Below are 21,763 nucleotides of genomic sequence, written 5' to 3'. Positions count from 1 at the left end.
TATTCCAGAAAAAAAGCACCTACAAAACTGTAAGTGCTTTTTTGAAATTTATAATAATTTACAACTTAATTTACATCAGGAAGATTGTTGTAATCCTTGCTGTAGTTTAACATCTGCTCAGCAAATGCTTTTGGTTGTGTGACTTTAATCGCTGTAATTTCCCCAGCATCATTCATTTCAGGAACTAAAACAGGATTCACAAAACCACTATACGGTGGTGATGGAAATTGCTTGTTACGCTCTAAAACCTCGGCATGAATGGCTTGGTCTACTTTTACACCGTAACCTTCTACTAACGCTTCAACAGCTGCGTAATCTCCTTCAGACTTAATACGTTGTGTTTCTTTTAATAATTGTCCGAATAAATCGTGTAATTTATCATAATCATTAATATTGAAATAGGTTTTTCCGTCTCTTGTTACTTTTTCAATAACGTTGTCTGCTTTACCTTTTTCAAAAGCCCAAGCAGAAACCCATTGTCTGTTTCTCATGTGTGCTTCTTCAACATTATCACCTAAATCTAAACGAATTAATTGCGTCATTAAACCATTTCTTATGTAACCATCAAACGCTGCTTTACCTACTTTTTTCCAATCGTCAACTAAACCAAGTTCTTGTAATTTAGAATCGTATAAATAATATAAACCAACTAAATCTGCACGACCTTCTTCTAAAGTAGAAGCGTATGTTTTCAACGTTTCTTTCGTTTCTCCAACTCCAGGATTTAATTGTCCTGAGGCATGCCCAATTACTTCGTGTAATGCGGTGTGTAATTTATCTGCTAATTGTCCGTATTCTTCCTCTAATTGTAACTCTTCAGCATCATGTACAAACTCAGATAATCGACCTGTGCTTCCTGCATTGCTGTAGGCATGGATAATATTCCCTAAGGATACAGACTTACTTCCTACTGCTGCTCTAATCCAGTTTGCATTTGGTAAGTTAACACCAATTGGTGTACTTGGAGAAGCATCTCCAGATTCACCAGCAACGTTAACCACTTTGTATGTAACACCTACAACACTGTCCTTTTTATGAGCATCCATTAACGGTGAATTATCTTCAAACCATTGTGCATTTTCAGACAATACAGCCATTTTCTCAGACATGTCAAAATCATTGATTTGTACAATACTCTCGTAAGACCCTCTGTAACCTAATGGATCGTTATACACTTCAATAAAACTATTAATGTAATCTACATTGCCATCAGTTGCAGCTGTCCAAGCGACATTATAATCGTCCCAAGTTTGTAAATCTCCCGTTTTGTAATATTTAATTAACAATCCTAAAGCATTGCCCTGTGCTTCATTTTCAGCAACTCCTTGTGCTTTTTCTAACCACTTTACAATTTCGTCTATAGCTGCACCATATAATCCGCCAGATTTATAAACGCGTTCTTTTAATACTCCATTTTCTTTTACCAATTGCGAGTTTAAACCATAAGATAATGGCTTATCTGCATTTGGAGATATTTTAGTTTTGTAGAAATTTTCAACATCGGCATTCGTTACATCCGGACCATAAAAGTTAACTGCAGATTCTAATACATTATCTACACCTTTAGCTTGGTTTACTTTTTTAGAATCTTTATCGTTAAATAAAACGTCTAAAGCTTCACCTTCTAAAGTGGTATTGGTTGCTGCTAATAATTCGTTTAAATACTCCTTATCAAAAGCAGGTTCTAATTTTGCATTAGAATAGTGATGGTGAATTCCGTTACTAAACCAAACACGTTTTAAATAAGTTTCAAAACTTGCCCAATTATCAGTTGTTTTATCTCCTTCGAACTTGGTATATACATTTTCTAAAGCATGTCTAATTTTAAGATTATGTCTGTAATTCTGGTCCCACATTATATCGCGACCAGCAAGACCTGCTTGCGTTAAATAATAGACTAATTTTTGCTCCTTTAAGCTTAGATTTTCCCAACCTGGCATTTGGTAGCGTAAAATTTTAATGTCAGCAAATTCTTCAACATTAAAACTAAAATCCGTTTCAACAGTTTCAACCGTTTCTACTGGCTCTTCTTTTACTTCATTCTTACATGCCACGATTAATAGGGCAAAAAGACAAATTTTAAATAATGATTTTAAATTCATGTGTTTATTTATTTAGTTGTACACAAATGTAATGTATATATCACATATCATAAAATGACTATCTTTGATAAACCACTAAATATAATCCCTATAAATGAAAGCATTTAAATCCTTACTCTTATTATTACTCATCCTTGTCATTGGTGTTTCAATTTATATTGCTGTGCAGCCAAATTCGTACGAAGTGACACGAACACGAACCATAAAAGCACCAGCATCTGTTATCTATAACACTGTGGTAGATTTTAAGACTTGGGATTCGTGGAGTTCTTGGATTGAAACTAATCCTGAAATAGTGGTGACACTAGGCGATACCACCAAAGGTGTTGGAGGTTCATACACATGGAATGAGGATGGTGATGAAGGCTATATGAGCACTACAGGAGCAAATCCTAATACTTCAATTACACAAGAGATGCAATTTGCAAGGTATCCGAAATCTGATGTGAATTGGGATTTTAAAGCTAATGAAGATGGTACTACGGATGTGACTTGGACAATTTCTGGAGATAATTTGCCTTTTGGATTTAAAATGTGGTCAGCGTTTTCTGGTGGCATGGAACAGCAAGTTGGTCCTGAGTACGAACGCAGTTTAGAGCTTCTAGACAGTGTGGTTGAAGCCGACATGAAAGTTTACACAATTAATGTTGAAGGCATCACGCAACACAGTGGAGGTTATTATTTGTACAACACGACGTCTACTAAATTCAATGATTTTGACGAAAAATCGAAAACCATGTTAGGCGAAGTTGGTGCTTATGCCATTACACATAATATTTCTATGGCCGGGAAACCGTTTATTCTATACAATAAATGGGATGCTGAAAATGATGCGATTATATTCTCGGCTTGTATTCCTACAAATTCTAAAATACTTTCTGATGAATCTGAAATTTTAACAGGACAACTAGAATCATTTAAAACTGTAAAAACGGTTTTAGAAGGTGATTTTTCTAATATGAAGGAAGCCTGGGATGCCACACTGAATTATATTGCAACGAATAATCTGGAAGTGGTTGAAGGTGGACCGATGATTCAAACGTATTTGACGTTACCTGAGAATTATCCTAATCCTGCAGATTGGAGAACAGAGATTTATTTGGCCGTGAAGTAGTGTGAAGTGTGAAGCTAAAAAAATCTCGTTAAATCGTGAATAAGAATACGACTAAATAACGTAATAATTGAATAACTTAATTCCCTAGTTTGAAACTGATGACTGACAATAATATACTTCGAACCAGCAACCATCGACTATCAACTAAAAACTAAAACAATTGAAACAACTTATACTCGTATTTCTTGGAGGTGGCTTTGGTAGCGTGCTTCGTTTTATCATCGGAAAGTGGCTTAACAATTCTGAAACCGGGATTCCTTACGGTACGTTTGCTGCTAACATAATTGGAAGTTTACTCATTGGAATTATTCTTGGTTTAGCTGCTAAAAATGAAACATTGTCCCAGAGTCAGACTTTACTTTTAGCAACAGGGTTTTGTGGAGGTTTTACGACGTTTTCTACGTTTGCTTATGAGAACCATGTGTTTTTAAAATCGGGTGACTTTACGAGTTTTGCGATTTATACGATTGCTAGTTTTGTGGTTGGGTTTTTGGCTGTGTTTTTGGGGATGTTTTTGGTGAAGTGAATTTCTTAAGTTACAAAGCTTTTAAAAGGCTCAAAGTTTCAAAGTTAGAGCGTAAGAATAACACAGTGTTGTACAGAGGTTTCGCAGAGTCTTTATGAAAACTGGTTGAATGTCTTTTCTTAAAATTAGCTTTCGCTGAGGCGCAAAGATGTAAAGTTTCAGAGTTGCAGAGTTGCAGAGTAAAAAAAAGTTTCTCGTGAAGGCGCTGAAACGCAAAGCAGAGATTACTTGGAGGTGTAATATCAAATAACTATTTTTCATATTGAGACTGAACACTGAACACTGAGCACTGAGCACTGAACACTGAGCACTGAACACTAAAACCTACCCTTTCTTATAAAAGCCTTTCTCCTTCAATCCTTCGACTTCTTTTAAAATTGAAATGAAAATAGCATCATCAATATCATCGAGTGTTTTATAACGTAGCGATTTAACCACTTTCCGTTTTTCACTCACTAAATAAGCATCCCATTTTTTTGATAAATGTGCGGAATGCCAAAAGCCAACATCAACATAGTCTTTGGCTTTATTAATGTAGCACATTGGTCGTTTATCCATATAGTAACACGGCATTCTCCATTTGTATAATAAATCGGCTTCTGGCAAGGTATGCTCAATCAATACTTGCAAATGTATAAATATGGATTTGTACGGTTCTGGTTGATTTAGGATATGTGCTTCGGCTGGATTCAAAATTTAGATTTAAAATATACCAATAACAATAAGTCCAATTCCAATAATAGCTTTAAAGGGCATTAGCTTCGCAGAGAGTTTTCTCAGACTTGTTTCTAAAGCAGGTACTTTACCGAACACGTGTGTTAAAAGTAAAATACCACCCAAAATACTCACGATATTAAACAACAGACCATCCCAAAATTCTAATATCGCTAAAAAGATAAGACCAAGTCCTATTATGGTATCAAATGGTGCTAAGAAACCAGCAATTTTGTTAAAAAAATTATGCTCACCATCCCATTTATCTAGAGTTGCTAGACCGAGCAAAATGCCTCCAGACATATTTGCTATCGCTAAAAGTAATTCAATAATATTTTAATTACGGTTTAATTAATTGAATATAAATTTAATCAAATCTGAAAAATAAACTTGTCCAAACCAATTAATTTAATTTACTTTGTATTTCAAAGTACTTTAACATGAGCAAAAAAGATTATCTAAAAGACATCAGTGAGATTAAAAATCTTATGAATAAATCGTCACGATTTATTTCTTTGAGTGGATTATCTGGAGTTCTCGCAGGTATTTACGCTTTAATTGGAGCAGCAATTACATATTGGTTAGTAGACACGTACAGCTATGGAACTCTTTTGCTTGATGGCTGGATTTTTAGAACCGTAATGTTGGTCTTAATCTTAGTTGCATTATTTAGTATTGCTAGTGGTGTTTTTCTTACGACTCGAAAAGCAAAAAAAAATGGCGAGAAAATTTGGGATAAATCATCTCGACGCTTAATCTATAATTTCTTAATTCCTTTGATTTCTGGAGGTCTATATATTTTAATTATCTTGAGTCAAGGTAAATACGGGCAAACTGGTGGATTAATGCTTATCTTTTATGGGTTAGCTTTAATCAATGCCTCAAAATATAGTATTGGAGATATTAAATATTTAGGATTTATTCAGATAGCTTTAGGGCTTATTGCAACACTATATCCTGGCTATGGGTTTTGGCTTTGGGTGATTGGTTTTGGCATTATGCATATAATTTATGGCACTTGGATGCATTTTAAATATGATGTAAAGTAAAAAAATGATCTCACAAAGGCGCAAAGGCGTAAAAAAAATGAATATTGTGTACTGAAAAATTACACAGAGATACACAAAGAAGACACAAAGTTGCACAGAGAAAAAGAGAGATGAGAAAAGAATCTCGCGAAGTCGCAAAAGCACAAAGAAAAAATACGGAGAGATTAAAAAAAGTAATAAAGGAATTGACTAAATAATCAATAACCGATTATCTTAATTTCTCAAAGGAACACTGAACACTGAACACTGAACACTGAAATTTGAGCATCATAACCAACATAAATAAACTTTTTGATCATAGGATAAGACTCGGCATTATGTCTGTGCTTATGGTAAATGAGTATGCGGATTTTAATATGTTAAAAGAATTATTGGACGCCACAGATGGAAATTTGGCAAGTCATACTAAGGCATTAGAAAAGGCAGAATACATTTTAGTTGAAAAACAATTTATCGGCCGAAAACCGAATACAAGATACAGCGTTACAAAACTAGGAAAATTAGAATTTCAAAAACATATTGAAGCCCTTGAAAAATTAATAAGCAAAACGTAAAACACCTACTCTATTTATTATATCATTTTTTTTAATCATTCACTTTGAAATTCAAAGTACTTTAAAAACAAAAAAAAAAAAAACATCATGAACAACTCAGAACCTCACAACCAACAAAATCAAACACCAGAAAATCAACCCAACAGATTTTCAAATTGGATAAAAACTTCTATTACTGCACGGATGTTAATGGTTGGTGCCTTAATTCTTATATTGTTAATTCCTTTAACTTACGTCAACCTATTAATACAAGAACGTTCTTACAGACAACAAGATGTGGTTAATGAAATCAATCAAAAATGGGGAAATGATGTTATGCTCTATGGACCTATTTTAAAGTTGCCCTATAAAACATATTCTGAAACATCAACTTTTAACGAGAAAACTAAAACGTATTTAAAGGAAACTAAAACACTTATTAATTATGCTTATATATTTCCAAAAGAGCTCGATATAAACGCTAAGGTTAAATCGAAAACGCTCTATCTCGGAAATTTTGAATCTGCCGTATATACTTCAAATATGGCAATTAAAGGATCTTATGAATCACCATCACTTGCTTCTAAAGGTATTAAGTCTGAAGATATCATTTGGAATAATGCAACAATGCTTTTAAAAACAACGAATCTTAAGGGTATAAAAAACGAAATGAACATCATTATTGATGGTAAATCGTATAATTTTGAAACCAACTTTAGTGAAAATTCTTCCCAAAATCATTTAGATGAATTAGAAACTAGTTTTTTAAGTGAAGCACTCTTAGAAAATGATTTTGATTTTAACTTAAGCGTGACTTATGATGGCAGTAATCAAATTCAAATCATTCCTGTTGGAAAAACAACAACGATGAGCATGGCCTCTAATTGGGCTGACCCAGGTTTTATTGGGAATTATTCACCAGATGATGAAACCAGAAGTATATCTAAAGATGGTTTTAAAGTGAATTGGAAAGTTCTATCTATTAACCGTGCGTTTTCCCAACTATATTTAAATAAAGTTCCCAACCTTAAACAATTTGCCTTTGGAACAAAATTCGTGGTATTGGTTGATGAATATCAAAAAAGTGAACGTTCTGCTAAGTATGGATTTTTAGTTATTGGACTCACCTTTCTTATCTTTTTCTTAATTCAGACCATGAGTAAAATTCATATTCATCCATTTCAATATCTAATGATTGGTTTAGCATTGGTTATGTTTTACACTTTATTAGTGTCCATATCTGAGCATAGTAATTTCTTAAAAGCTTATCTAATTGCAGGTGTTTCCGTGATATTATTGATCACTTTCTATTCAAAATCAATCCTTAAGAATTTTAAATTCTCAGCATTAATAGGGTTATCACTCACAGCACTTTATTCGTTTATCTATGTTATCATTCAACTTGAAAACTACGCCTTATTAGTTGGCAGTCTTGGATTGTTTTTAATCTTGGCTACTGTAATGTTCGTCTCTCGTAAAATTGATTGGAATAACGGATAATCACTTCATTTCAGAAACCTCGCTCCGCTTCTCTCCCAAAAGAATGAGCGAGGTTTAATTAAAATTTTAAAATCAACGTTTATTATGAAATTTCAATTCAACAAAAAATATTTAGTACTCGCACATAGCCTATTTCTTATAGAATTGGCCATCGCTTTCATCATTAAAACAGGATTCATTCGTTACACCTTTGGCGATTATCTCGTTGTTATTTTATTATATGCAATTATTAGAGGATGCACCAACTTGAATGTGAGGGCGTCGAGTTTGGTCGTCCTCTTAATTGCTTATGGTATAGAATTACTTCAACTCACCCCATTCTTAACCTACTTTAATTTACAAGATAGTTTTACGGCTAAACTCATTTTCGGTAGCACATTTCATGTCACAGATTTACTCGCTTACACTTTAGGAATACTAACTGTTTTAGCCGTTGAATCTTCACTTTTCAAACTACAAAATAAGCAAAATATAAGATCGTGGAAGTTCTAAAAACACTAATTCTAAATCGCTTTAAAACCCTATCATTAATTACAGTAGCCTTACTGTTTAGTGTTATTTTACTCATGGTCCGGATGAAACTCAACAAGTCCTATTTCTTTCTGTTTTTAATCTGGAATGTGTTTTTGGCCATCATACCTTACTCCATAACGATGTATTTAAATACCTCACAAAATTTGAGTAAACTAAAACTTGGATTCTGGTTTATGGTCTGGTTAGCCTTTTTGCCTAATGCACCTTATATTGTCACTGATCTTATTCATATTAGAATAGGAAACGATTCGCTTTTATGGCTCGATGTGCTGGTGGTGTTGTCGTTTGCTTTGAGTGGTTTATTATTATTCTATGTATCTATAATGGATATGCAGAAACTAGTGACTTCTCAATTTAAAAAACTCTCGATTAAAGCTATGAGTATTTCCATTATCTTTTTATGTGGATTTGGAGTTTACTTAGGACGGTTTCTACGTTACAATTCTTGGGAAATTATAAGTGGACCATACTACTTATTTATGGATATTATCACTATTATAATGTCACCATTTCAGCATTTTGAAGCTTGGTTATTCACTTTGGATTTTGGTACATTTTTGGTGATTGGCTTTTGGATGTTTAAGAACTTAAATCAATTAGAAAAAAATTAAAATCATGAAATCAACTTTTATAATATTATGTCTAGCCTTATTTATAATGGGCTGTAAAGAAAAATCACAAACCATCAGTCATGATGACACCATTGAAACTAAAATCAAAAAAGACAGTTCAAAAATCGAAATTGCAGATTTGCCGATTCTTATTGATAGTACGGACTATTTAATTCATCCGATTGGTTATATAACAGAGTATGATAATTCGAAATTCTCAAGTTACAGTAAGGGAGGTGGTCATACGTCATACGCAGTGTCGCGCTATAATAAGTTTTCAATAACGGGAGAATTCAGTACTATTAAATTCCAGCACCTTAATTCGGAAAAATTCACCGCTTTATCAGATGAGATTATGGAGATTACGGCTATCAGTTTTCTTGAAAACATTAGAGCACAAACCGGACTTCAATTTTTTGTATATACCATTAGAGATGCCGACACCAACAAAGACTCCAAGCTAGATTTCAATGATATTGAAACCTTATACATTAGTACTATTGACGGTAAGAATCTTAAAAAACTAACTCCTGAATTTGCGCAAATTGTTGACTGGAAAGTTATTCCAAAACAGAACAGATTATATTTTAAAAGTATATCGGACACCAACAAAACTGGTGAGTTTGACAAAAATGACAAGGTTAATTATCAGTATGTTAATTTAGAAAATGAAGACTTAAGTATTATTAATTACAATCCGTTGTAACCTACTTTCCATTTACATAATCCTGCAAATAACTAAATCGTTTAGTAAGTTGACCATTTTCAGTCATTTTAGCACGTTTTAAGATTTCCCGTTCATCGTTATTAAAGAATGCCGGAATCACATGTTCTAAAAATGTTTCACCAAAACCTTCACTAGCATCTTTTGGTAATTCGCATGGTAAATTATCTACAGCCATCACGGTTATTGCTCCTTTTGCATCGTAAGCCACTTCCTTTTCTGTGTTAGGATCGTAACCATAAAAAGGATTTTCAATAGTTGACGGCCTAATTGTACTTGCCACAGGGCCATCGATATCGCAAGATATATCAGCCACTAAATTAATTTTGAAATCGGGATGTTTGGCATCTTCCCTTGTAAATAAATACGGTGCATTATTCCCATAGAAATGACCGGCTATAAAATAGTCCGTTTCTTTAGCATAAGGCATAAAATTACTTTCATAACCCGATGGGTCTTTATAAAACTTATACTTATCTCCTACTTTACCGTCCTTTCGTTTGGCATATTCCATAACATCTGCCATAACATAGACTGGCTCCGAAAATTGCGATGTTAAATACAAGGCATCACTAATTTGCTTAATACCTAAATGATCTAAAATCTCTTTGGCACCATAGGCTACTTTTCCTGTTCCAGAGAGTAAAATCTTAATATTTGGGATGGTGATTTTATCTAATTCTGTCTTTACTGCATCTAAGTCGGCAAGCGTTTCTACTTTCGGTAAGTCAAACAAACCATCTCGTAACCCTAAAGCTCTAAACCCATTGTATGCACCAACCAAACCTGCGTAACGCCCAAAACCTATTAAACGCGCACCTGTTTTTCTAACAATAGTTTCGTGATCAAACATTTCTATATTTTTCTCTAACATAGCGACCAACAATTTTCTGTTGTAAGGCTGCTTTTTAATGGTATGTGAAAAATAGAAATATTTTTTATTTGAAATTAAATTTTCAATTGGCACTTCTTTTACACCAATCATAACATCGGCATGCGACACATCGTCCAACACTTCAAAACCTAAAGCTTTATAAGCTTCATCCGAAAAAATTCTAATATCCGAAGATTCTACAATAAACGTAGCATCCGGAAATTGCGTTCTCGCTACTGCTAAATGTTCAGGAGAAAATACCACACGTCTGTCTGGTGGATTTTTACGTTCTTTTATGATGGCGAATGTCATAGCTATATTTTAAAATTGCGATATTTCGAAATTAAATACTTAAGCTTTCAGGTAACACATACGTTAGTAATTTGTGTAAAGAAACGCTTTAAATTCAGCATTTAATTTTGAAAAATGTTTTCACGAAAATAAGAGGAATTGCATGTTTTAGCAAACATTCTTCGGTTAAAATATTTACGTGATATTATGGTATACAACATCATCAATTAAATACTACAGAAATCTGGTTTAAGACAAGATTCATCTGCATTTCTTATACGGTTTTATAACCACTAGAGGCTCATAAAGTAGACAACTATTACTCCAACGGAAACCAACTCTAAATAAATTTAAACCTTAGGTTTCAGCATAGGCTTTTCATAAAATGTAAGTCTAATGCCAAATAATAATACAATACCTCCAATCACCATTTGTAAAGACACTTGCTCATCTAATAACCACCAAGCTAAAATGGAAGCCAATACAGCTTGCCCTAACAGACTCACAGAAACTCTTGTAGCGCGCATATGCTTTGTTGCAAAACTGATAAGCAACCATGCCAAAAGCTGACATACTATACCTTGAACAACTAATACCAACCAGCCTGCATCTGAAAACCCTGTAAAAGGCTCATTAAAAGCATAACTAAGCGCTCCCAATGCTATGGTTGAAGACACGAGACTAATCGTCATAAAGGTCATCACCTCCATATCTTCTAAAATATGTTTACTCAACAACATATAAATGGCATAGAGCATACCTGATAAGACACCAAAAATAAAGGCGAGATTAAAATCAAAATTTAGAAACAATTCAAAGCCTACTAAGAGTACCATACCAATAATGGCCACAATAGTACCCATCCAAAAATTCTGTTTCGGTTTATCTTTTAGAAACAAAAAGGCACCAACACCAACCCAAACTGGTGATAAATTAGTTAGCAATGTTGCTTGTGTTGCAGTAGATTGTTGAATCGCAATATTCCAAACACCAACGTCTAAACCAAATACAACACCACAAATTACAGAAAGTAGGACTGCTTTTTTAGACGTTACCTTAAACTGCTTTGTGATCAATACGTAAGGCACAATAAAAACAGAAGCAATAGCCATTCTGTAAAATGCTGAAATAAGTCCTGGCGTTAGATTTAACTTCACCAAAATTGGGAATATTGAAATACAAATAATGCCAACCGCAAGTGCTATTCTAGGTTTTGTCATGAGTACATGGTTTAATTTGAAGCCGACAAAAGTAAGCTTTAAAACCATGGTTAATTTAAAATTTTATATGCTATTTATAATATTAAAATCGCTTAAAAATTTAAAGCAATAAACGCATTGTAATTATCGATTCTTATTAATACAAAATTGCCTTAGAGACTAACGTGGTACGTCGTTCTTATGCATCGCGATTATGACATCTACTGACACTATTTCTGCAAATACATATAAAACAAGTTTGGTATAGCCTTTGCATTATTATTTTTAGTAATTTTGCAGCCCTTGAAACACCAATACAGTTTCTTGGTTTAGCGCGTTAGGGATGGAAGCGTCATCCTTTTGCTTTTTTAGCAAAAGATATAGCGGACAGCCCGACCTGATAAGGGAACGCTCAAAAAATTATTATCAATTTATTAAAGAGATTCCCACTTTCGTGGGAAGTAAATGGGGTCGACTGGTTTTGACAGCGAGATTAATTAGATTGTAAGCACGTCGTGTAATGGCATTGATACACGTAAAAGGCTAGACCAAATTTTAAACGGCGAGAATAACTACGCTTTAGCTGCATAATCTGAATTATAGTAAGATTAAGCCTCGTCCTACTAGGTAGGAGTGCTAAATGTCTCGAGAAAGCCTTAGTTAATGGCGTTCTTTATTAGGCATCGTAAAAATTGACTTAGATTAGGTAGTGCTTTGATACCTTTTCGAGATTAAGAGGCTAAGCTAAAAGTGGGTTGTCTTTAACCAGCTTTTAGTCGAAAACCCAAGAAAAGAATAAACGTGTAGAAAGCCTTTTGGTTACTTGTTTGGACGAGAGTTCGATTCTCTCCGACTCCACTACTTAAAGCCTCAAAAATCTGAATTACAGCTTTTTGAGGCTTTTACTTTTTCATTAATGTACGATTTACGTACGATTATATATTTTATGTTTAAAATTTCTAACTACCTAAATCAATTGGGTGTTTTAAAATCTATATTTCTATTTGAAAGATTAACTAAGAAAGTCACACACTTGTATTGCATCGGTCATTTTAATAATGAACCTTTTTTAGATTCAGACCAACTACTTGATTATATTTCAACGAAAAAAATCCACAACTATAATGGGTTAAAAGAAATGTGGAATTTGGCTACTACTCTCCAATTTTTATATGAGGATTCATTAAAGAATATGGAAAAGAAAGAAAGAACTGTAGATGTTAAACTTGCATTTGATTATTGTTACCGTGAAGACGATAATATATTATATGATTTTATTATATACAAAATTAACTCAACGTATGTAACTGATGTTATAACTAATGAGTACGAAGAGTTCCAGGAATCAGAAATACCATATAAATTTATACTTTTAAAGGAAATTATATTGAAATGTAAAAAAATTTGCTATAATCTTGAAATGCTATATCCAGAATTTAAGAATGAAAAGATTAGTAATATATATAAAAATACCTATGCGATACATAATCCTCATAGTAACTTCCACAGTATTTTATTTTCATTTAATCAGTTTCAATTTCTTGATTTAAACAATATGGAAGTTTTATATCCAGTTAAAACGGTTTTAGATAGATTCAGTAAAACTGAACACGTAAGAGAACAAGAACTATATAATCAGTTTTTTGTTGGAAACGCCATCACAAAGTTTTTAAAATGCTTAAAAGAGTTTCAAATTAATGATAAAAGTAGATCAGACATGAAATTTATTTATGAAAAAATGAAAGAAGAAGGACTGATTCATTCAACGGTTAAACAATCTGATTTTCTTAAATGGCTAAGCATAACATATAATATTAATATTGAGAAAACAAATAATTTTAACCCAACTAAAAAAAGGCTTAACTCATACTCAAATTGTTAGAGCTTAACGAAGGTAGTTTTTTACTTCATCTCAAAAAAACATACCCACTTGGGCACGTAACAAACCCTCTTTTTTTTTATTAACTCAACATCTTTGCAATAAGTAATTATAAAAATATACCTTATGCAAAAACAATCTATTTTACTCCAGAGTATAACACTGGATGAGATTATTAAAAAATTTGATAGTGTTGAAAATGCGCTCTTTTCACTATCTCAAAACCTTACCTCAAGAAATTTTAATGACGAGCTTCTTTCAAGAAAGGATGCTTGTGAACTTCTACAGATCGATTCTAGCACTCTTTGGCATTGGACTAACAAAGGCAAAGTAAAAGCGTATTCAATTTCTAATCGCAGATACTATAAGCGTTCAGAGCTAATTGATTGTTTAACCCCTGTTAAAACAATCAATAATGGCTAGATTAAACCCAATATCCGAATTTAGTGAGGACAATCTAAATTATTTATTAGATACACTTATAAATGAAACAAAATTTTTACTTAATAAGTATTTAACAGACACAGAGGCTATTAAAATCTTTAGCTGGTATAATAACAAGCTTATTTTAATTAAAAAACTGATGAATAAAGAAGCAAAGTTAGAACTACTTGAACTTCATCAAATAATGATAAAATCTTATAAATCCGATCCTTCATGTGGTGGTTTTCACATCACCTACAATATTGAAGGAAGAATTGATAGACCACTTATAAAAATTGACAGAACATTCAAAAAAAAATAAATGAATCAATATATTAGGATAGGTACAGAATACTTTAAAAAAGCACTACAACCTTTACATAGTGGAGATAAATCGAATGTTCTACTAAAATGGAAGAAAGGTGAAATAATAACAGACGAAGGTAAAGACGCATTAGATGATGTTGATCGTTATGACGGTTTTTGCTTAATCCCTTCACATAGGGAATACAAACAAACCATTGATGGATTTTACAATAAATATGAGCCTTTATTGCAAGAACTGAAATCAGGAGATTACCCAAATACGAGAGAGTTCCTCAAGCATATATTTATGGATCAATATGATTTAGGTTTGGATTATATTACAATTCTATGGCAAAATCCAACTCAAGTATTACCCATATTATGTTTAGTTAGTGAGGAAAGAAAAACAGGTAAAACAACATTTCTTAATTGGCTAAAACTAATATTCCAAGGAAATATGACTATCAACAAAAATGAAGATTTTAGAAGTAGATTTAATTCTGATTGGTCGTCTAAGTTAATAGTTGCAGTTGATGAAGTTTTACTAGATAAAAGAGAAGATAGTGAACGTATCAAGAATTTATCTACAGCTAATAGCTATAAAACCGAATCAAAAGGAATAGACAAATCAGAATCTTATTTTTTCGGTAAATTTATTTTATGCTCCAATAACGAAACTAATTTTATACAAGTAGATAAAGATGAAATTCGCTACTGGGTAAGAAAAATAAAAAGTATCGATGATAAATTTGAAAACCCTGATTTATTAAGAGACTTAAAAAAAGAAATACCTCATTTTCTATATCATATAAATAAAAGAAAAATAACAACCATTCGTAAAAGTAGAATGTGGTTTTCAAAAAATGAAATTTTCACCGATGCTCTTTATAGATTAGTTAATGGGAATAGGTCTTACCTAAATAAAGAAATAGAACAAATTCTAATTGATGATTTTGTAAAATTTGAAGTTGATGAATTAAAATATACTTCCGGTGATTTAGTCGAAAAGTTAAATATTAATAATGTAAGGTCAACAACTTTTAAAGTAACTGAATCATTGAGAAATCAGTTTAATTATGAAAGTAAAAATGGTTCTTATTATAAATATCACTTAAACTATATTGCTAATGAGAAATCTCATTACGTTGGAAAAGATAATTTTAAAGGACGCTACTTTACATTTCCTAAAATTGATTTTATAGAGTAGATATAATTTTTTGTTGACAAGTTGAATAAACCTAGTTAAGTCCATTGTTTACAATACTTCTCTAGGTTTACTTAATATCAACTATTATTCAACTAATATTTTGTGGTATTTATATATTGAGTCCATGTTGAATCTAAGTTGATCGTCAGTTTTTTCACTTAGTACCTAATTTTGTTAGAAATTTAGCCTGCAATCAACAATTCAACCTTATTTTTTCTTTCTTTGTTTTTCCATGATTTAGTAAACTCATCTTCCTCAATTCCCAAAGGAAAAATAACATGATACCAGAGACAATTTAAATAATACCTTAAAATTCTTAATGCTCTATTTTTAAGTTTCATGTTATGAATGTAATTAAATATCAGCACTTTCAAAGTATTTTGACTGCAATTAAAGTCATAAAAAACAAAGAACCAACAGGAAACCAACGAAAAACCAACGAGCAATTAATTCTGCTTTATTAAATTAAAACGGTACTAAATAGACTTTTTAATTAACTCATGATACACTCTAAATCGACTGTATTCTTGATAAGCAATTTATAATAGTCATTTCTCCAATGACCGTTATAAGGAGCATTACACATTAGCTTTTGAGTGTCTTACCATCTACTACAAATGGAAGTTTTAATTTGAAACTTACATCTGCACCAAAAAAAGTAATTGAATTTATATTGTGTAATTTTCTTAATTGCATTTGACAAAGTTATTGAAGTTTTATATTGAATGAAATTGATATTGAGGATTAATTTATTAATCAACCATTATTAAGAGTTTGATGATGTAATCTTATAAACATAACAAGTTGTATTTGGCTAATTTTTAAAACAAAGTTTCTTAGATTGTTCAGGTGTAAGCGTTGGATGAGCGGATATTTTACATAATAGCAGTTATTGCAACGAAAATATAATAAAACGGCGTAGGCAACCATTTAAAGGCTTTTTGACCCTGTAACTTCTATTATGTAACATAGCTTTGGGTAGTTTAGGGTTTTATGAAAAAATAATATGAAATAGCTTGTTGCTGTTTGGTTTGATTTTATGAAAAACCAAATTGCAATAGACTATTACCTTAAAGATGAAAAAACGCTAAACCAGAATGGTGAGCGGAATAAAATAAAAGACAGAGGATTATTGCCTAAGCAATAAACTGAGTTTTATTTTGTGTGGAATTATTAAATAAAAAAGCCACCTAAAAAAAGATGGCTTATTAATTATCTATACGAATAAAAGACCGTAGCTTTTATGTGTTGGTGTAATATCTAATTTATTATTACCAACATACTCATATGCTTCTATTGGTGGTGAAACTTCACGCTTCAAATCACCAAAATGCATATATCTTTTATTATCTCTGGAAGTTAACTCTCTTACTAATGCAGGCTTAAAGATGGAAATAGCCATAATTAAACCAGGGATCACAGAAGCTTGATAAGCTTCATAATTAGACATATCGTATAATGAAAACTTCTCAATTTGTGAAACAATCTGTTTCTTTACACTTCTATCTTTTGAAGCATAAAAATCCTCGTAAAAATCTTTAGCGCTATTTTTGATTGAAATTAAATCAAAATTATTCACTAATTCTTTTTCTATGATATAATCAAATATTGCCTTATTCATAATATGTTAATTATTAAAGGGCTGCAAAAGTACTATTTTTAAAAATAATACAGAACCCTTTTGTAAATTATTTATAACAACAGTTAAATATATATAAAAACATTGATTCCCACAAACTTAATGACGGTAAAATGATTCTATTTATCTAACATGTCTCTGTAACCCAGTATGGTTTTACAATACCTATAAATTTTAATTTTATATACTTCTCCGCCTCATCTTGACATAATGAACTAAAAAAATTATTTCTAAAATTATCAAATTTAAAATCAAAATCTATTTTGATTTTTTCAATTACTACCATTTTGGATTCATTTATATAGTTATCAAAGAGCGGATGAGCGCTATCTTTTGCCAAGAAATAAACCTTATTTAGCCCTACCTCTTCTATTTTCTCTTTTAATTTATCAAAACATATTCCAAAATCATTATTTTGAAAATTATTATTTTGAAAATCATCTATAACCATATATAGACTTTTTTTATACTTATAATACCCTGAATCTAAATTAATTACTTTTTTGTGATTTTTATAGTTTATTAATTTACAGCAATTAATAACTTGTAACTCAATATCTATTTTTCTTTCAATAGATAATTTTGTATTATGTTTTTTCTTTAGTTTTAATAGGTCAGCAGGAGCAGCACTCCAAGCCCCATTAGCATCACAGTAATGTTTTAATTGTGTAACAGTTCTTTTATTAATATTAATTGATAACGTTGAAAACCAATTATTATTTACTTTAAATTTTGAAGGGTCACTTCTAAAATTCATAAAACAACCTGCTTGAATGTGAAGCAACTCATTATTATTAATCATTTCTGTTTTATGTTCAGTAGGAACATGTTCATGCCCTGTTAATAATAAATCTGTAAAATTTTTAATGTCATGAAACTTTGAAACTTTATCTTCTTTATTCTTGTATGGAACACGCTCGTCAAAATCGAGCCAATTTATAGGGTGATGCATTATTGTGGTTACAACAAAGTCATTATAAGTTTTATAAAGTTTTTGTATTTCCAAAAACTCTTCTTCAAATACATCTAAGCCTATTAATTGGTTCCCATATTCATTAGTTATGGACTCAATATCTTTAACTATATATTTTTTTTTAAAAGTAATAATTCTATTTACTAATGATTCTATCGAGGCTACACAAGTATTTTCAATAATGTTTTGTTCTTTTATCAACTTAACAACAAAACTCTCTATAGTCTTAACGTTCTTAAGGTATGTTTTATTTTCTATTAAACCTGTTAAATAAGACTTAAAATCCACCACGTTTATCTTTGTTTTACCAAATTCCTCCTTTAAATCCTTTAAAATTTCATCTTTTTCATCCGCATCATTTACTTTAAAAACTCTCTCATTTAAATAGTGTTCTAAAAACCCGCTACCTATTGAATACCAAGCAGAATTTAATAAAATTATAAGGGTTTTCTTCTCTTTATTCAATACATGACCAAAAAGTAATTTATTATCTTTTAAACTTGAATTTTTCGAAGGAACTTTTTTACCACTAAATGCATTAGAATAATCCTTGAAAATATTATAGAATACATCTTTGTTTTTTGACAAGAAGACTGGCCTTTCATCCCCTCCCATATTATCAATAAAATTGCTCTTTAAATCTTCAGTGCTTAATCTATTTACATCGTGATTACCAGGTACTATCAATAAAGACGCTTTAGGAAACGCTGTTTCTAATTCATTAAATATCCTCTCTAAAAATAAGCTATATTCTTTAACATCACCACCCTGAGCAATATCCCCAGAAATTAGAATATAATCATAATTCCCTTTATTTTTGAGAGTATCAATATATTCATGAAACGAAACTATATAGTTATTTAAGTTTTTATATGCACTATCATTGAGATAGGCTGAATTAAAATGAATATCACTTAACCATATTATATTAACACTAACATCTAACATACTCTTTCTGAAATAAATTGTTTTTTTTGTTTTAATGAAAAGTCAATGATTTTCAATAGACACTCAGCATTATCTTTAAAGTATTTTTTTGTTTTTATTGTATCTGAAAAATAAACACCTCCTGTAGGATCTATAGAGTACAAAACATCTTCCTGAGCTTTTTTATACTGAGGCAAAACCTCTCCTTTGCACCAATCTCGTTTCATTGTTGTTATACTTTTGTCATTACTTTCATAATGACTATTGAGCAGCTTCCACATTAGATCATCTAAAAAATAAAGATTATTTGAAAACTCTTTGTTTTTTAATTGGTTAAAAATAAATTTTCCAATCTTTGAAGCGTCAAACTTATAAAGATTTGATACTCTGTTTTCTATTTTTTCAAGCTCTGCAATCGCTTCACCTAACTCTTTAGAGTTACTTATAATTTCATTAGTTGTATAATTATCAAAATATTTTGAGAATGTGCCATTTATAAAACCAAGAAAACCATTATCCTTATCTATATTTTTTAAAAAGGCTTTTGAAATTTTATCAATCTTTTTATAATGCATCTTCCAATAAGAATAAATCTCAGGAGAAGGACATTTCATTTTCTTTTTAATACCAAAATAATTTTTAATTAGCATTATCCTGAACAATTCCATTCTTAGCCTATATTCATTAATCATACCGCTAGTATTAAAAAGTGCAGAATTTTGAAAATTATATGACCAGAACCAATGAGAAAATAAATCGAAATCATAATTAAAAGTCAAACCAAACCTAATAGAATCGATAATAAAATAATTAACTTCTATTAGATTAGAATCAAACATATCATCTAGATAACTTTCATTTATCTTATCCTTAATTTTCTCTAGATTATTATTGTATTGATTCAAAACTTGTTTATTTAAATCCTCATTATATAGCTCTAAATGATTTAATAATTCTTTTAAGATTGTTGCAAACACAAACTCAGGTGAAGTTAAATGATGAACCGAATAATTTATAGACAAATCATTTGAAATAGTATCAATATCATTTAATTGAATAATTGGTGAATATTCTACTTCATTTTTAGATTTATCTGGTTTATAAAAGGACTTACCATATTCATAAACAAAAGTACCATAGCTTGAAAGTAATTGCTGAATTGAATTATTGAAATCTAAGTCAAAATCTGAAATATTCTCAAAGTGATAACCATTTAAGAATCTTACATTATATCCCTCTTGAAAAACTTTAATATTCTCATTTAATTTTTTCTCTAAAGTTCTTACCTCTATAAATACTTTCTTAGATCTATCAAACTCGTATTTAATTAGTTTTTTTAGATTCTCTACAAATACTGTAAAGTCTAAAAAGTAAGGAAATAATATTGGGTTTTGTATCCCATTATTATAGTTAGAGAAAATTTTTAACACCTTGTTTCTTACTTGTCTCGAAATTTTTAGAGATTTTAAATACTTGTCATATTCTAAAAACTCAGCAGAAGTAACGCATAGTTTATTAAGCTTATCAAACCAAAAAAGAGGTTTCGATTCTTTTGGTTCAATATCACATTGCTCAAAACAAGAATCTAAATAAACATAGCTCTTTATTTTTCTAACATCATTAAATAAGTCACAATATTTTTCACTTTTTATAATATGTCTAATTAAATAAATATTAGATAAAATATTGGTTTCTTTTTCCTTTAAAAGATAATCACTTTTACCTAAAACAAATTGCTTTTTAGTATCACCAATAAGATCTTTTAGCTCATTGTTACTTGATAAAGTATTTTCTAAACCATGTACATGACCAGGTTTTACATGCCATTCTACTTCTGTTTTTAATGTAATTTCACCAGTTTGAGTAAGTTTTTTAAAATCTTGAAAGTATTTATCTTTTTCATCAGACTTTATTAGTTTTTCATTTAAACCAAAATAGGTATGTGTATCTGAAAAAACACTAGTTCTTCCTATCTTATCATTACTTTCATTTGGAAAAATATCTTTATAAAGCGACTTAGATAAGTCAAACTTATCTGTATCTAAATCTTTAAACTCTGCTGATCTTAAATCTGATATAACCTTTGATAAATCTTCAGGATAATCTACAAAAAGCACTAAGGATATTTCGAACCAAGAAAATGTTTGAAAAATCAAAAAAGGTATATTTATTATCTTTTTAAGTAAGTCTGTTATCGCTTCAATATAGACTAAACCATTCCCTATTAATAAACCATTATTTAATTTAAGATTAATTATTCCTGTAAAATATTTATCAGGCTTATTAGTAAACATTTGCTCTAAGTGCGATTTATCATTTAACGCAAAACCACTATAGCTTTGAAATGCATGATCATTATACACAAAATCATCCTCATACTCTTCTCTTTTGGGTTCAAACAACCTATGTGCAAACTTAAAATTATCTATCAGAGAGATATAACACACATCATAACTACCCAACATATAAAACTTTAAAGGACTATATAAATAATCATCTTTACTGCCTATTTTATTTTTATAACTTTCAAAAAAATGTTTTTCAATATCATCTTCAAAATTAATATCTTCTTGATTAGGAATTGTAGATAACACTACTTGAAAACCATACTCTACATCAATGTTTTTATACATCCATA

At 30.7% G+C, this 21,763-nt stretch carries 21 protein-coding genes and 1 other RNA gene; 13 read left to right on the top strand and 9 right to left on the bottom strand.

From position 1 onward, the window contains the following. Window positions 1–65: 65 nt before the first annotated feature. Window positions 66–2,102, bottom strand: coding sequence for a dipeptidyl-peptidase 3 family protein (locus DFQ09_RS07360; protein ID WP_115809022.1), 2,037 nt, complete (start codon window positions 2,100–2,102; stop codon window positions 66–68). A 94-nt stretch (window positions 2,103–2,196) separates the two neighbouring features. Between DFQ09_RS07360 and DFQ09_RS07355 the strand changes: the two genes are divergently transcribed. Then, window positions 2,197–3,216, top strand: coding sequence for an SRPBCC family protein (locus DFQ09_RS07355; RefSeq protein ID WP_115809021.1), 1,020 nt, complete (start codon window positions 2,197–2,199; stop codon window positions 3,214–3,216). Between the two features lie 160 nt (window positions 3,217–3,376). Next, the gene (gene crcB, locus DFQ09_RS07350; RefSeq protein ID WP_115809020.1) at window positions 3,377–3,742 is read left to right on the top strand and encodes a fluoride efflux transporter CrcB; all 366 of its coding nucleotides are present in this window, start codon (window positions 3,377–3,379) and stop codon (window positions 3,740–3,742) included. Between the two features lie 324 nt (window positions 3,743–4,066). Here crcB and DFQ09_RS07345 read toward each other — a convergent pair whose 3' ends face one another. Next, window positions 4,067–4,435: a DUF1801 domain-containing protein gene (locus DFQ09_RS07345; protein ID WP_115809019.1), complete on the bottom strand. Its 369-nt coding sequence runs from the start codon at window positions 4,433–4,435 to the stop codon at window positions 4,067–4,069. Between the two features lie 9 nt (window positions 4,436–4,444). Beyond that, entirely contained in the window at window positions 4,445–4,759 is a 315-nt protein-coding gene (locus DFQ09_RS07340; protein WP_245940322.1) for a hypothetical protein, read from the bottom strand. A gap of 137 nt (window positions 4,760–4,896) precedes the next feature. Here DFQ09_RS07340 and DFQ09_RS07335 point away from each other — a divergent pair, with 137 nt between their 5' ends. The 6 genes from DFQ09_RS07335 to DFQ09_RS07310 all read left to right on the top strand — a co-directional run bounded on the left by DFQ09_RS07335 (window position 4,897) and on the right by DFQ09_RS07310 (window position 9,389). Continuing rightward, the gene (locus DFQ09_RS07335; RefSeq protein WP_115809017.1) at window positions 4,897–5,505 is read left to right on the top strand and encodes a hypothetical protein; all 609 of its coding nucleotides are present in this window, start codon (window positions 4,897–4,899) and stop codon (window positions 5,503–5,505) included. Window positions 5,506–5,765: 260 nt separating this feature from the next. Further along, window positions 5,766–6,059: a winged helix-turn-helix domain-containing protein gene (locus tag DFQ09_RS07330; RefSeq protein WP_115809016.1), complete on the top strand. Its 294-nt coding sequence runs from the start codon at window positions 5,766–5,768 to the stop codon at window positions 6,057–6,059. Between the two features lie 87 nt (window positions 6,060–6,146). Then, on the top strand, window positions 6,147–7,538 hold the full coding sequence (gene creD / locus DFQ09_RS07325) for a cell envelope integrity protein CreD (protein ID WP_115809015.1): 1,392 nt from the start codon (window positions 6,147–6,149) through the stop codon (window positions 7,536–7,538). A gap of 84 nt (window positions 7,539–7,622) precedes the next feature. Continuing rightward, entirely contained in the window at window positions 7,623–8,030 is a 408-nt protein-coding gene (locus tag DFQ09_RS07320; protein ID WP_115809014.1) for a ribosomal maturation YjgA family protein, read from the top strand. Then, complete coding sequence (locus tag DFQ09_RS07315; protein ID WP_115809013.1) at window positions 8,018–8,683, top strand: DUF1361 domain-containing protein; 666 nt, start codon at window positions 8,018–8,020, stop codon at window positions 8,681–8,683. The genes DFQ09_RS07320 and DFQ09_RS07315 overlap by 13 nt, the downstream gene beginning before the upstream one ends. Window positions 8,684–8,687: 4 nt before the next feature. Continuing rightward, window positions 8,688–9,389: a hypothetical protein gene (locus tag DFQ09_RS07310; protein ID WP_147298336.1), complete on the top strand. Its 702-nt coding sequence runs from the start codon at window positions 8,688–8,690 to the stop codon at window positions 9,387–9,389. Window position 9,390: 1 nt separating this feature from the next. Here DFQ09_RS07310 and DFQ09_RS07305 read toward each other — a convergent pair whose 3' ends face one another. Next, complete coding sequence (locus DFQ09_RS07305; RefSeq protein ID WP_115809011.1) at window positions 9,391–10,593, bottom strand: NAD(P)-dependent oxidoreductase; 1,203 nt, start codon at window positions 10,591–10,593, stop codon at window positions 9,391–9,393. 329 nt (window positions 10,594–10,922) lie between these two features. After that, complete coding sequence (locus DFQ09_RS07300; protein WP_115809709.1) at window positions 10,923–11,792, bottom strand: DMT family transporter; 870 nt, start codon at window positions 11,790–11,792, stop codon at window positions 10,923–10,925. 446 nt (window positions 11,793–12,238) lie between these two features. Here DFQ09_RS07300 and ssrA point away from each other — a divergent pair. The 5 genes from ssrA to DFQ09_RS07280 all read left to right on the top strand — a co-directional run bounded on the left by ssrA (window position 12,239) and on the right by DFQ09_RS07280 (window position 15,586). Beyond that, window positions 12,239–12,632: a transfer-messenger RNA gene (ssrA, locus tag DFQ09_RS07295) on the top strand. Window positions 12,633–12,717: 85 nt separating this feature from the next. Further along, the gene (locus DFQ09_RS18765; RefSeq protein WP_147298335.1) at window positions 12,718–13,653 is read left to right on the top strand and encodes a hypothetical protein; all 936 of its coding nucleotides are present in this window, start codon (window positions 12,718–12,720) and stop codon (window positions 13,651–13,653) included. 123 nt (window positions 13,654–13,776) lie between these two features. Continuing rightward, the gene (locus tag DFQ09_RS07290; protein ID WP_115809010.1) at window positions 13,777–14,073 is read left to right on the top strand and encodes a helix-turn-helix domain-containing protein; all 297 of its coding nucleotides are present in this window, start codon (window positions 13,777–13,779) and stop codon (window positions 14,071–14,073) included. Next, window positions 14,066–14,395, top strand: a complete 330-nt coding sequence (locus DFQ09_RS07285) for a hypothetical protein (RefSeq protein ID WP_115809009.1) — start codon at window positions 14,066–14,068, stop codon at window positions 14,393–14,395. Before DFQ09_RS07290 ends, DFQ09_RS07285 begins: the two co-directional genes overlap by 8 nt. Further along, the gene (locus DFQ09_RS07280; protein WP_115809008.1) at window positions 14,396–15,586 is read left to right on the top strand and encodes a primase-helicase family protein; all 1,191 of its coding nucleotides are present in this window, start codon (window positions 14,396–14,398) and stop codon (window positions 15,584–15,586) included. 182 nt (window positions 15,587–15,768) lie between these two features. Here the strand turns inward: DFQ09_RS07280 and DFQ09_RS18880 are convergent, their stop codons facing one another. From DFQ09_RS18880 to DFQ09_RS07265, 4 genes are all read right to left on the bottom strand, one after another. Continuing rightward, window positions 15,769–15,927, bottom strand: a complete 159-nt coding sequence (locus tag DFQ09_RS18880; protein ID WP_181897155.1) for a hypothetical protein — start codon at window positions 15,925–15,927, stop codon at window positions 15,769–15,771. A gap of 875 nt (window positions 15,928–16,802) precedes the next feature. Next, window positions 16,803–17,207 (bottom strand): hypothetical protein, encoded by a 405-nt coding sequence (locus DFQ09_RS07275; RefSeq protein ID WP_115809007.1) that lies wholly within the window; start codon window positions 17,205–17,207, stop codon window positions 16,803–16,805. A 145-nt stretch (window positions 17,208–17,352) separates the two neighbouring features. Then, window positions 17,353–19,146, bottom strand: a complete 1,794-nt coding sequence (locus tag DFQ09_RS07270; RefSeq protein ID WP_115809006.1) for a metallophosphoesterase family protein — start codon at window positions 19,144–19,146, stop codon at window positions 17,353–17,355. Next, entirely contained in the window at window positions 19,140–21,758 is a 2,619-nt protein-coding gene (locus DFQ09_RS07265; protein WP_115809005.1) for a hypothetical protein, read from the bottom strand. Before DFQ09_RS07265 ends, DFQ09_RS07270 begins: the two co-directional genes overlap by 7 nt. Window positions 21,759–21,763: the final 5 nt, after the last annotated feature.

It is taken from the genome of Winogradskyella pacifica, from assembly GCF_003386275.1.
GTDB lineage: Bacteria > Bacteroidota > Bacteroidia > Flavobacteriales > Flavobacteriaceae > Winogradskyella > Winogradskyella pacifica.
The sequence above is the reverse complement of the archived record's forward strand: the minus strand, read 5'-3'. Positions and strand labels throughout refer to the sequence as shown.